The 12222-nt window shown below is 58.7% G+C and carries 11 protein-coding genes and 1 pseudogene; all 12 read right to left on the bottom strand.

The genetic code is table 11. The features are described 5' to 3' along the window. A partial coding sequence (locus EGI20_RS13600; protein ID WP_498632116.1) for an adenylosuccinate synthase occupies positions 1 to 920 on the bottom strand: 920 nt, incomplete at its 3' end. 34 nt (positions 921 to 954) lie between these two features. Continuing rightward, the gene (locus tag EGI20_RS13605; protein WP_498632118.1) at positions 955 to 2106 is read right to left on the bottom strand and encodes an ATP phosphoribosyltransferase regulatory subunit; all 1152 of its coding nucleotides are present in this window, start codon (positions 2104 to 2106) and stop codon (positions 955 to 957) included. 92 nt (positions 2107 to 2198) lie between these two features. Beyond that, positions 2199 to 3074: a protease modulator HflC gene (gene hflC, locus EGI20_RS13610; RefSeq protein ID WP_498632119.1), complete on the bottom strand. Its 876-nt coding sequence runs from the start codon at positions 3072 to 3074 to the stop codon at positions 2199 to 2201. Positions 3075 to 3077: 3 nt separating this feature from the next. Next, positions 3078 to 4301 carry an FtsH protease activity modulator HflK gene (gene hflK, locus EGI20_RS13615; RefSeq protein ID WP_498632120.1) on the bottom strand — a complete coding sequence of 408 codons (1224 nt, stop codon included), beginning with the start codon at positions 4299 to 4301 and terminating at the stop codon, positions 3078 to 3080. Then, a complete protein-coding gene (hflX, locus tag EGI20_RS13620) occupies positions 4288 to 5427 on the bottom strand; it encodes a ribosome rescue GTPase HflX (protein ID WP_498632121.1) in 1140 nt (379 codons plus the stop codon). Before hflX ends, hflK begins: the two co-directional genes overlap by 14 nt. 85 nt (positions 5428 to 5512) lie before the next feature. Beyond that, positions 5513 to 5779 carry an RNA chaperone Hfq gene (gene hfq / locus EGI20_RS13625; protein WP_498632123.1) on the bottom strand — a complete coding sequence of 89 codons (267 nt, stop codon included), beginning with the start codon at positions 5777 to 5779 and terminating at the stop codon, positions 5513 to 5515. Between the two features lie 256 nt (positions 5780 to 6035). Beyond that, positions 6036 to 7412, bottom strand: a pseudogene (gene der, locus EGI20_RS13630) (ribosome biogenesis GTPase Der); the annotation flags it as partial. Positions 7413 to 7426: 14 nt separating this feature from the next. Continuing rightward, on the bottom strand, positions 7427 to 8563 hold the full coding sequence (gene bamB, locus EGI20_RS13635) for an outer membrane protein assembly factor BamB (protein ID WP_498632124.1): 1137 nt from the start codon (positions 8561 to 8563) through the stop codon (positions 7427 to 7429). A gap of 3 nt (positions 8564 to 8566) precedes the next feature. Beyond that, positions 8567 to 9196: a YfgM family protein gene (locus EGI20_RS13640; protein ID WP_498632125.1), complete on the bottom strand. Its 630-nt coding sequence runs from the start codon at positions 9194 to 9196 to the stop codon at positions 8567 to 8569. Between the two features lie 16 nt (positions 9197 to 9212). Further along, positions 9213 to 10484, bottom strand: a complete 1272-nt coding sequence (gene hisS, locus EGI20_RS13645; RefSeq protein WP_498632127.1) for a histidine--tRNA ligase — start codon at positions 10482 to 10484, stop codon at positions 9213 to 9215. Between the two features lie 40 nt (positions 10485 to 10524). After that, the gene (gene ispG / locus EGI20_RS13650; protein WP_498632129.1) at positions 10525 to 11805 is read right to left on the bottom strand and encodes a flavodoxin-dependent (E)-4-hydroxy-3-methylbut-2-enyl-diphosphate synthase; all 1281 of its coding nucleotides are present in this window, start codon (positions 11803 to 11805) and stop codon (positions 10525 to 10527) included. A gap of 7 nt (positions 11806 to 11812) precedes the next feature. Beyond that, the coding region (locus EGI20_RS13655) for a RodZ domain-containing protein (protein WP_498632130.1) at positions 11813 to 12222 on the bottom strand (410 nt) is incomplete at its 5' end.

Here is a 12222-nt window from a genome sequence, read left to right on the forward strand (position 1 = left end):
CGCGGACGTCCGGTGACCGAACCGAACTCATTGCCACGCTCGGCCAGGAAAGCACCGATTTCGTTTTCCTGCTCGGTCGGGAATGGACCGGAACCTACGCGGGTGGTGTAGCCCTTAACGATACCCAGCACATAGCTGAGCATTTGCGGCGCGACACCGGCACCTGGTGCAGCAGCACCTGCTACGCAGTTGGACGAGGTCACAAACGGGTAGGTACCGTGATCGATGTCCAGCAACGTGCCTTGCGCACCTTCAAACAGCAGAGGTACACCGGCAGCGTTCTTGTCGTACAGGGTACGGGACACATCGGCCACCATAGGCTTGATGCGCTCGGCCAGCAGCATGGTCTGCTCGAGGATGGCCTCGAAGCTGACCGGATCGGCCTTGTGATACTGGGTCAGCTGGAAATTGTAGTAATCGACATTTTCCTTGAGCTTGGCCGCAAAAGCCTCGCGGTCGAACAAGTCAATCACGCGCAGAGCACGGCGAGCGACCTTGTCTTCGTAAGCAGGGCCGATGCCGCGACCGGTGGTGCCGATCTTGCCGGCGCCCTTGGCCAAGTCACGCGCCTGATCCAGTGCAACGTGGTAAGGCAGGATCAGCGGGCAGCCTTCGGCGATCTTCAGGCGCTTGTCGACATCGACACCGGCTGCGAGCAGCTCGTCGATTTCCTTGAGCAAGGCTTCAGGCGACAGCACCACACCATTACCGATGAAGCACTCAACCCCGGCGCGCAGGATGCCGGACGGGATCAGGCGCAGGATGGTCTTCTTGCCGTTCACGACCAGGGTGTGGCCGGCATTGTGGCCGCCCTGAAAGCGCACCACGGCTTCAGCGTGATCGGTCAGCCAATCGACGATCTTGCCCTTGCCTTCATCACCCCACTGGGTACCAATTACCACTACGTTCTTGTTGGACATCGGAAGCAACCTCTTCTTCTCGGTCAAAATGAGTTCAATGAAACGGAACGATCAGCCAGCCTTCGCTCGTTGCCACCAGTTCACGGTCGCAGCCCAAGGCTTCGGCAGATTCGCCCAGATAATCCAGTACCACGATCTCGCCGGTCGCGCGTAAACGCGCCACTTCGTTTGATACATCAGGCAACTGGCGTGCAGCCACCCGGATACCGCGCGCAGGATGACGCGCAGGCAAAATACGAATCAAGTCGCGCAGATCCAGACTGAAACCGGTAGCCGGGCGCGCACGGCCAAAGCGCCGGCCGACATTATCGTAACGGCCACCACGCGCCAATGCATCGGACCAGCCCGGCGCATAAGCGGTGAATAGCAAACCGGTATGATAGAAACCGCTGCGTAATTCGGCCAGATCAAAGCTTAGCTCGACCTTGCCTTGCAAAGCGCGGGCAATAGCCGACAACTGCATCAAGCCCAGCTCTATCTCGGGCAGGGACGGCAGGCGTGAACGCGCGCTTTCCAGCATGCTGGCCGGGCCATACAGCTCGGGCAAAGCGATAAAAGCCGAACGGTAAGGCTCGGCTACCCCGGCAACCAGCTCGCGGATTGTGGCGCCATCCTTGCTTTGCAGCGCGGCAAACAGCTCGCGGGCGCTCGTAGCATCCAGTGCGGCGGCGGCAACCAGACCACGGAAAATCGCGATATGGCCGACGTCCAGACGGATATTCTCCACCCCGCCCAGACGCAAGGCGTCCAGCATCAGACCTATCACTTCCAGATCCGCCTCGATGCCGGCGTAACCGTAAAGCTCGGCGCCCACCTGCAAAGGCTCGCGCGAGCTCATCAGCCCGTTCGGGCGCGCATGCACCACACTGCCGGCGTAACACAGGCGCGTGACGCCGGTGCGCTCCGACAGCAGATGGGCGTCGATACGTGCCACCTGCGGTGTGATGTCGGCACGCAGACCCAGTTGCCGGCCGGACAGATGGTCATCCAGCTTGAAGGTCTTGATATCGAGCGCACCATCGTCTTCCGACACCAATGCCTCGATATATTCGATCAAAGGCGGAGAGACCAGCTCGTAGCCTGCGGTGCGGAACTGCTCCAGCATCGCCGCCTTGGCGGACTCCACCTGACGTGCGGTTGCCGGTAATATGTCGGCAATATGTTCGGGTAACAGCCAGTTGCGCATGTTTGAAATCGCTACACAATAAAAGGCGGGAGACACTCCCGCCTTGGCTTTAACGAATCAGCCGGTTATCCGGCTGATAACGGATGATATTACTACTTTCCAGCTGCCGCCGGGTTCTTGAAATACTTGAAGAACGCGGAATCAGGCTGCAAGACCATTACATCACTCTTGTTCTTGAACGATTCCTTGTAGGCCTGCATGCTACGCCAGAACGCATAGAACTCGGGATTATTGCCATAAGCCTGCGCATAAATCGCACCCGACTTGGCATCGCCCTCACCCTTGATCCGCTGCGCATCCTTGTAGGCTTGCGACAGAATGATCTCGCGCTGACGATCGGCATCGGCACGAATACGCTCGGCCTCGGCAGCACCTTCACTGCGTAGCTGGCTGGCAACGGTCAAGCGCTCGGAACGCATGCGCTCGTACACGGACGTGCTGATTTTATCCGGAAAATCGACGCGCTTTAAGCGCACATCGAGAATTTCGACGCCCATTTTACGTGCTTCTGCATCAGCGCGCTGCTTTACAACCGCCATCACCTGTTCGCGCTTGCCGGAAATCACATCAGAAACATCCTTCTGACCGAACTCGGCACGCAAGCCGTCATTGATGATCTGCTTCAGGCGCGACACGGCCGCCAGCTCGTTACCCCCCACGCTCTTATAGAACTGCTCGACATTGACCACGCGCCACTTCACATAGCTGTCGACCAATACGTTCTTTTTCTCGCGCGTATTAAAGAGCTCGGGGGCTTCAGCATCGATAGTCTGCGTACGCTTGTCAAAGTAACGCACATTCTGCAGGAAAGGCACTTTGAACTGTATGCCAGGCTTGGAGATGATGCGTACCACCTCACCAAACTGGAACACCATTGCATACTGGCGTTGATCCACGGTAAACATCGACATGGAAAACAGTAGCAGGCCCGCGACCAGCGCGACCAGGGTCGGTATCAGTTTATCCATGGTTTACTCCTCGCCCGTAGTTTCAGCAGTCCGCCCGGCGCGGTCTGTCAGGTCACGCCCACTGCGGACAGGGGCAGCGGCAGCCGGCTTGGCCGCCACGGCAGGCGCAGGCACCGCGGCAGGCGCAGCCTGGGCAGGATTCGCCCCCGGTGCCGCTTGCTGCATCAACTTGTCCAGTGGCAGATACAGAAGATTACCACCGCCTTTCTGGTCAACCACTACCTTGGAGGTATTGCTCATGACCTGCTGCATCATGTCGTAGTACATGCGATCACGCATGACCTTGGGTGCCTTGGTGTACTGTGACAGTACCGAGGTGAAACGCGAAGCATCACCCTCGGCATTATCAACCACCCGCTGACGATAGCCTTCGGCCTCTTCCATCAGACGCGATGCCAGACCCCGGGCTTTCGGAATCACATCATTGGCGTAAGCCTGCCCTTCGTTGCGCAGCTTTTCCTTGTCCTGACCGGCTTTGACCGCGTCGTCAAATGCAGCGCTAACGGCCTGCGGCGGCTGCACGTCGTTGATGTTGACCTTGGCAATACGAATGCCGAGCTTGTAACGATCCACAATCTGCTGGATCAGTGTCTGGGCTTCGACCGCAATCTGGGCACGCCCCTCGTTCAATACAAAGTCGACCTTGTTGCGCCCTACCACCTCGCGGATAGCCGTCTCGGCGGCCTGCTTAACAATGTCCTTGGCGTCTTTTTCCCGTGCGGCGTTATTGAACAGGAAATCCTTGGCATCCTTGATGTCGTATTGCACCGAGAACTGGACATCGATGATGTTCTGGTCATCGGTCAGCATCAGCGCTTCTTCCGGAATACGGTTTTTGGCGCTGCCGCGATAGCCGATCTCCAGACTGCGCACCTCGGTCAGGTTGACGATCTCGACCTTCTCGAACGGGTAAGGCAAATGCCAACCCAGACCAGGTCCGGTAGTACGCGAGTAGCTGCCAAGACGCAAGACCACGCCTTCTTCGCTGGCATCCACTACATAAAATCCGCTACCCAGCCACAAGGCAGCCACCACACCCACGACAGCCAGTGCGCCACCACGGAATATGCCACCTGGAGAAACTTCAGGGCTAGGACTACCACCCGTGACCGGCGGCTTGGCACCCAGCAGGCGCGAAAGCTTCTGATTCAGGCGGCGAAAAATTTCGTCCAGGTCAGGCGGGCCGTCGTTACCTCCACGGCCTCGGTTCGGGTCAAATTGTGACATCGCAATCGGGGTCTTTTTGGTTAGGTTCTTGGGGTAAATCATTTGAAACAAGTAGGGCAATGGCTGTGCGCAGGAGTTCCAGCCCCTCACCAGTCAATGCAGAAACGCGAACAGAAACCGGTCGCCCGCTATCATCGTACTCGATTTCGGGCGGCAGACCACGTAAATCCGTCTTATTCCACACCATCAGCTGTGGAATCGTGTCGGCACCAATTTCAGCCAGCACCTGATTCACCGCCGCTACCTGCTGCTCGCGCATACTGCTGGCAGAGTCCACCACATGCAGCAAGAGATCGGCCTGCACGGTTTCTTCCAGCGTGGCGCGAAAAGCCGCCACCAGCGTATGTGGCAAGTCGCGGATAAAACCGACGGTGTCCGACAAGACAATAGAGCAATCCTGATTCAGATATAAACGCCGGCTGGTAGTGTCCAGGGTGGCAAACAACTGGTCGGCAGCATAAATGCGCGCCTTGGTCAGGCTATTGAACAAGGTCGACTTGCCGGCATTGGTGTAGCCGACAATGGATACCGAGGCAAAACCGGCACGGATACGGCCACGGCGCTGGGTATGACGCTGCTTTTGTACCTGAACCAGCCTGTCCTTCAGCATCTTGACCCGGTTACCCAGCAAACGGCGATCGGTTTCCAGCTGGGTTTCCCCTGGGCCGCGCAGGCCGATACCGCCCTTTTGCCGCTCAAGGTGGGTCCAGCCGCGTACCAGCCGCGTCGCCAGATGCGACAGCTGCGCCAGTTCGACCTGCAACTTGCCCTCATGGCTGCGTGCACGTTGCGCAAAGATATCGAGAATCAAGCTGCTGCGGTCTATCACCCTGCATTGCAGCGCGCGCTCGAGGTTGCGTTCCTGCCCTGGCGACAACTGGTGATTGAAAATCACCACATCGGCCTCGCTGGCTCTCACCAGAGCAGCCAGCTCCTCGACCTTGCCTTTACCGGCAAATAAGGCCGGATCAGGACGGCTGCGCTTGCCGCGCAGCACACCTTGGATACTGACGCCTGCACTCCTGACAAGGTCGGTGCATTCCTGCACGCCCTCCTCATAGTCGGCCTCACCAAAATCCAGACAAACCAGAATGGCCTGGTCGCCCTGATCGGGACGATCGAACACGGCTTCCCCGTCTTTAAAAAAGATAGGGGCTGAAGAAAACGCCTGCCGGCGGATCCGTCAGCCCTTAATGGCACCAAAAACTGAATCAGCCTTCGGACTGGGCTTCTGCCTTGGCAGAGGCTCCCGGACCATCATGCGGAATGCTGACTGCACGGGCGGGCACAACGGTGGAGATGGCATGCTTGTACACCATCTGGGTCACGGTATTCTTCAGCAGCACCACATATTGATCGAAAGACTCGATCTGACCTTGCAGCTTGATGCCGTTCACCAGATAAATGGAAACTGGCACGTGCTCCTTGCGCAGAATGTTCAGAAACGGGTCTTGTAGCATTTGCCCTTTAGCGCTCATTTTTATTCTCCAAACTTCGTAAATTGTTTTCGTTCAAGATAAACACAACGGTGCCAAAATTCTTTTTAGCAGAAAAAATACCGACGTACTATCTCTTGGTTCGATTCTTGGCTACAGCCTTGCCGCCGGTTTTGGCTGCAGGCTTGGCGCCAGGTCGGCCAAATGGCTTGGCCGCCACCTTGCCATCGGTCTTGCCCTTGGCCGGTACGCGCGCCTTGGCTGGCAGCTTTTCCTTCTCTTTGGCCTGCTCGCGCGCCTTGGCTTCCGCCTTGTTCGCCGCACGCTGCTTCAGCATGCTGAGCTTGCCGCCGCTGGCTTCAACCTCATACGGGTTGACGCTGGACTTGTATTGTACCCTGAGCGGCGTGCCTTGCAGCTGGAAAGCTTTACGATACAGGTTTTCCAGGTAACGAGTGTAGCTATCCGGCACACTATCCAGCGAATTGCCGTGAATCACGATAATCGGCGGATTCATGCCGCCCTGGTGCGCATAACGCAACTTGGGACGGGTCAAGCCTATCCGTGGCGGCTGCTGGCGTTCGATAGCCAGTTGCAGCAAGCGGGTCAGCTTAGGCGTCGGCAGCTTGCTCATGGCGGCGTTGTAAGCGGCATCAATCGACTTGAACAACTCCCCTACCCCCTTGCCTTCCAGCGCAGAGATATAGTGGAACTTGGCAAAATCAAGGAAGGCCAGCTTGCGGGCGACATCGCGGTGGATCTTCTCTCTTTGCTCGTTATCGAGGTGATCCCATTTATTCACCGCCACCACCAGTGCGCGCCCGGCCTCCAGCGCGAAGCCGGCAATGGTTGCGTCCTGCTCGGACACATCCTGCTGCGCATCCAGCACCAGCACCGCCACATTGGCATCCTCGATCGCCTGCATGGTCTTGATCACCGAGAATTTCTCAATGGTTTCATTGACCTTGCCGCGACGGCGCACGCCAGCGGTGTCGATAATGGTGTAGTTGCGATCTTCCCGCTCGAAATCGATATAGATGCTGTCGCGTGTGGTGCCGGCTTGGTCGAACGCAATCACGCGCTCTTCACCCAAAATGGCATTCACCAGCGTCGATTTGCCGACATTAGGGCGACCGATGACGGCAAATTTCGGATGCTTGCTCGCCTCTTCTTCCGTCGCGTCAGGGAAACGCTCAAGCACGGTTTCGATCAGTTCGCGCACGCCATCGCCATGCGAGGCCGACAGCGCATACGGGTCACCCAGTGCCAGTTCGTGGAACTCGGCGGCCGCCATGGCCGGGCTCATGCCCTCTGCCTTGTTCACCACCAGAAAAATCGGCCGCTGGCTCTGACGCAAGCGGTTGGCAATCAGCTTGTCCTGCGGTGTCAGACCACTACGGCCATCAACCAGGAACACAATGGCGTCCGCCTCATCCACGGCCTGCAGGGTCTGACGTGCCATTTCCCACAGAATGCCATCGTCGACCACGGGTTCAAAACCGCCGGTGTCGATAACCAGGTAGGGCTTGCTACCCATACGGCCATGACCATAGTGACGGTCACGGGTCAGACCGGGCTGGTCGGCAACCAGCGCGTCACGGGAACGCGTCAGGCGGTTAAACAGGGTTGACTTGCCCACATTGGGACGGCCAACCAGTGCGATTGTCGGTTTCATTAATTCAGACTTGGTTAATTCAGTACGGCCAAACGGCCGTTGCGACCTTGCACATAGGCAGCGTCACCCAGCGACACAGGCTGGCTGAGGGTTCCTTCGGCTCCGGTACGCGTGCGGCCAATCAGGCGGCCGTCCTCGCTGGCAAGAAGGTGAGCGTAACCTTCGCCATCCAGTACCAGAATATTCTTGCCCAGCATTACCGGTCCGCTGACATCACGGTAGCGCAGAGCATCGTTTTTCCACAAATTGCGTCCGGTCTCGATATCAAACGCCCAGATCGCGCCATCTTCACCGGTCACATAGGCCGCGCGACTGTCCAGCGCCAGCCCCCGGCTACTTGCCACTTCCCGAGCCCAGACCAGATTACCGCCGCGCGCATCAAAGCACGCCACACGGCCCTGATAGGCAACCGCACAGACGCGGCGACCATCGAACTGCGGCTGGCTGACCACATCGGTCACGCGCTCAAGCTCGCTACCGCCACGCGGCGAAGCAACAGTGGCTTCCCACAAAGGCGCACCGGACTGCAGATTGTAGACGGCCAGCTTGCCACCGGCTATCCCTGTGACCAGAACCTCCTTGCCTATGGCCAGCATCACCGGCGTGGTGGCACGTACCATCAAGGAAGGCGGAGCCTGCCATTGCGTCCAGATGGACTTGCCATCCTTGGCATCAAACGCGGTCAGACGACCATCTGCAGCATGCGTCACCACCATGCCGGCGGCCAGGACCGGCGGCTCGGACAACACGCTGGTCAACTTCTGACGCCACAACACCTTGCCCGTTGCGTCCACAGCAAGCAGTTCGCCCTTGTCGTTACCGACAAAATAGGCCCCTTCCCCGGCAGCAACACCGGCACCCAGTGTTTCGCCCTTTACGCGAAATTCGGCATTTTTCTTGCCGGTCAAGGCATCCAGCAGCACCACTTCGCCGTTATTACCGCTAGCAGCCAGTACACCCTGATAATGAGCAGGTACAAACAGCCCCTGACTCACCTCGGGTACACGGGCCTGCCATTTCAGATTGAGCGCATGAGTCTGCTCAATTTTGGCAAGCGGGGTCGGCTCGTAAGCCTGGGCGCCTTCAAACAAGCTGGCACAACCGGCCAAAAGCGAGGAAACGGCAACAGCGGCAAAGGTATGGCGTAGCATCAATCAGCTCCCGATCGCATCAATTTTGGCTTGCACGAATTCCCGCATCGGGTCTTCTGCGCTTTGCTTGGCCAGTGCGGCCTTATAAGCATCCATCGCAGCCTTATGATCGCCACGGGCGAACAGGACATCCCCCTTCATATCGAGAAAGAAGCTGTCAAAACCAGCCGGGTGCTCCGCATTCAGCTCGGCCAGCGCGCCATCATATTGCTTGAGATCCAGTAATACCGCAGCAAGACGCAGATGGGCAATGGCCAGCACCGAAGGTTCCTTGGCATTGCCAATCACCCACTTAAGCTGGCTTTGCGCCATCGCCAGATCGTTTTTTTCAAATGCCAGCTTGGCAGCCAGCAGCGAAGCGCGTGGCGCATAGGATGTCGAGCCGTACTCCTGCTGCAAGCTGCTGGTAATCGAACGGATCTTGGCCAGATCACCGCCAGGCGCGGCACTTTCCAGCTGAGCAAATACGGCCGAGGCTTTTTCCGCACGCTCGGCCTGATACAGATGCCAACCCTTGAAGCCAAGATAAGCAGCACACGCGGCCAGCACGGCGGCGGCCAGCCACTTGCCCCACTGCTGCCAGAAGGTACGCATCGTGTCTATCTGTTCCTGCTCCTGCAAGTCGAACGCCATGGTGCCCCTCCCCTATTTATGATTTCAGACGTGCCAGTGTCAGCGCAAGCGCATCCACCGCCACCACTTCCTGAGCCAGCTCGGTGCGCAGCGGTTTCACCGCCACGGTACCGGCTGCCATCTCGTTTTCACCGACGATCAGCGCGAATTCCGCGCCAGAGGCATCGGCCTTTTTCATTTGCGACTTGAAGCTGCCATCGCCCAAGTGCTGGATCACCGAATAGCCGGCCTCGCGCAAGCTGCGCGCTACGCGCATGCCATACATGGCCGCGCCCTCGCCCTGCTGTACCAGATAGACATCCACTGCACGCGCCTTGGGCAGCAAATCTTTGGCGGCCAGCAGCAGCAATACGCGCTCCATGCCCATGCCAAAACCGATGCCTGGGGCAGGTTTGCCCCCCAGCTGCTCGGTCAGCCCATCATAACGGCCACCGGCACAGACTGTGCCCTGCGCGCCCAGTTCGGTCGTCACCCATTCGAACACGGACTGGTTGTAATAATCCAGACCTCGCACCAGACGCGGGTTTTCCACGAAGCGGATACCCAGCGCACCAATCATCGCCTTCCAGCCCTCGTAATGGGTGCGGGAAGCTTCGCCCAGATAGTCGATCAGACGCGGTGCGGCGTTCGCCATAGCCTGCAAGGCCGGATTTTTGGTGTCCAGCACGCGCAGGGGGTTGCTGTACATGCGGCGCTTGCCGTCCTCGTCGAGGATATCCGCATGCTGCTCAAGGTAGGCCACCAGTGCTTCGCGATGCGCCGCACGCTCTTCCTTATTGCCCAGCGTATTGATTTCCAGCTGCACACTGTCCTGCAAGCCCAGACGCTGCCACAGATCGGCCGTCAGCAGGATGATTTCGGCGTCGATATCCGGCCCGGCGAAACCCAGCGCCTCGATCCCCACCTGATGGAACTGGCGGTAACGTCCTTTTTGCGGGCGCTCGTGGCGATACATCGGCCCCTGATACCACAGCTTCTGCGTGGCGTTATACAGCAGGTTGTGTTCGACCACGGCACGCAAGGTGCCGGCTGTTCCTTCCGGACGCAGTGTCAGGCTGTCGCCATTCAGAGCATCGGTGAAGGTATACATTTCCTTCTCGACGATATCGGTCACCTCGCCGATAGAGCGCACGAACAAAGGCGTCGCTTCGACGATGGGGGTGCGGATATTCTGGTAGCCATAATCGGCCAGCAACTTGCGCAACACCCCTTCAAAATACTCCCACTGGTGCGACTCGGCCGGCAGCACATCGTTCATGCCGCGAATCGCCTGAATTTTCTGAGCCATGATCTTTTCTTGTTAAATCAAACCACTGTTGCAGGACGGATCAAACCGCCGCCCTGATCGGAATCACTTTCGAGCCTGATGATTGGCGCTTGCTGCCACCCTCGCCATAACGGCTGGCTACATAGTCGTCGACCAGCGCCTTGAACTCGGCGGCAATAGACTCGCCCTTGAGCGTCACGGTTTTCTCGCCGTCCACATACACTGGCGCCACCGGTACCTCACCGGTTCCGGGCAGCGAAATGCCGATATCGGCCAGCTTGCTCTCGCCCGGACCATTGACCACGCAACCCATGACCGCCACCTTCATCTCTTCCACGCCCGGATATTGCAAGCGCCATACCGGCATGGACTCGCGCAGATAGGTCTGGATACTGTCGGCCAGCTCCTGGAATACGGTACTACTGGTGCGGCCACAGCCGGGACAGGCGGTGACCAAAGGCACGAAACTGCGCAAGCCCATAGTCTGCAGCAACTCCTGCGCCACAATCACTTCGCGCGTGCGCGACTCGCCCGGCTGCGGTGTCAGCGAGATACGGATGGTGTCGCCTATGCCTTCTTGCAAAAGCACAGCCAAAGCCGCACTGGAGGCGACAATGCCCTTGCTGCCCATGCCGGCTTCGGTCAGGCCCAAGTGCAGCGGGAAATCGCAGCGGCTGGCCAAGTTACGGTAAGCGGTAATCAGATCCTGCACATGGCTGACCTTGCACGACAGAATAATATTGTCGGCCGGCAGCCCCAGCTCCATCGCCTTGTCCGCACTTTCCAGCGCCGACACAATCAGCGCCTCGCGCATCACCGCGTCCGGCGGCAGCGGCTGGGCCAGACGCGCATTGTGGTCCATCATGCGCACCACCAAGGCCTGATCCAGACTCCCCCAGTTCACGCCGATACGCACCGCCTTATCCAGCTCCATGGCGGTACGCACCATAAAGGCAAACTTTTCGTCGCCACGCGCACCCTTGCCCACATTACCCGGATTGATGCGGTATTTGGCCAGTGCGCGGGCACAGTCCGGATAGTCTTTCAGCAGCTTATCGCCATTGAAATGAAAGTCGCCCACCAGTGGCACACGGCAACCCAGATCATCCAGCCGCTGCCGCACTTCGGCCACGGCGGCTGCGGCCTCCGGACTATTGACGGTAATACGCACCACTTCGGAGCCCGCCTCGGCCAGTTCGTACACCTGAGCGGCTGTCGCCGCCGCATCGGCCGTATCGGTATTGGTCATCGACTGCACCAGCACCGGTGCATCGCTACCGGTTATCAGGTGGCCGATACGGACCTGGCGTGTCACGCGACGGGGAATGCCATAACTATCCATAGATGCCTCAATCCAGCTTGAGCGTGGCGGTCGAGCCACGAATCTTGCCGGTCATGTCCACCGGCTGCCCCTTGTAGATCACAGTCACATGGCTTGCATTGCCGATGCGTACACGGTAAGGCGGCGTGCCAGCCAGTGTTTTTTCTTCGCCCGGCATCAGGCTGCCAAACATCAGTTTCTGCCCCTTGGCATCTGTCACCGAGACCCAGGACTCCTGAGTGCTGGACAAACGCAGACCGGACTCAGGCGACACCGCAGGCTCTACCTTGACAGCAACAGCAGGCGCAGAGGCGGCAGGCTTGGCAGCGGCTGGCGCAGATGCCTGTGGCACCTCCTCCGTCACAACATCGACTGCAGCGGGCTGCTCCACGGTCAGCATCGGACTCAAGTCCCCCGGGTTTGCCGGCGCTTCTTCGC

This window comes from Aquitalea sp. S1-19 (assembly GCF_024343515.1).

What these genes read in the sequence shown, in the direction of transcription:
- EGI20_RS13605 (WP_498632118.1), bottom strand. Translation starts at nt 2,106, where the DNA reads ATGCGCAACTGGCTGTTACCCGAACATATTGCCGACATATTACCGGCA.
- hflC (WP_498632119.1), bottom strand. Translation starts at nt 3,074, where the DNA reads ATGGATAAACTGATACCGACCCTGGTCGCGCTGGTCGCGGGCCTGCTA.
- hflK (WP_498632120.1), bottom strand. Translation starts at nt 4,301, where the DNA reads ATGTCACAATTTGACCCGAACCGAGGCCGTGGAGGTAACGACGGCCCG.
- hfq (WP_498632123.1), bottom strand. Translation starts at nt 5,779, where the DNA reads ATGAGCGCTAAAGGGCAAATGCTACAAGACCCGTTTCTGAACATTCTG.
- bamB (WP_498632124.1), bottom strand. Translation starts at nt 8,563, where the DNA reads ATGCTACGCCATACCTTTGCCGCTGTTGCCGTTTCCTCGCTTTTGGCC.
- EGI20_RS13640 (WP_498632125.1), bottom strand. Translation starts at nt 9,196, where the DNA reads ATGGCGTTCGACTTGCAGGAGCAGGAACAGATAGACACGATGCGTACC.
- hisS (WP_498632127.1), bottom strand. Translation starts at nt 10,484, where the DNA reads ATGGCTCAGAAAATTCAGGCGATTCGCGGCATGAACGATGTGCTGCCG.
- ispG (WP_498632129.1), bottom strand. Translation starts at nt 11,805, where the DNA reads ATGGATAGTTATGGCATTCCCCGTCGCGTGACACGCCAGGTCCGTATC.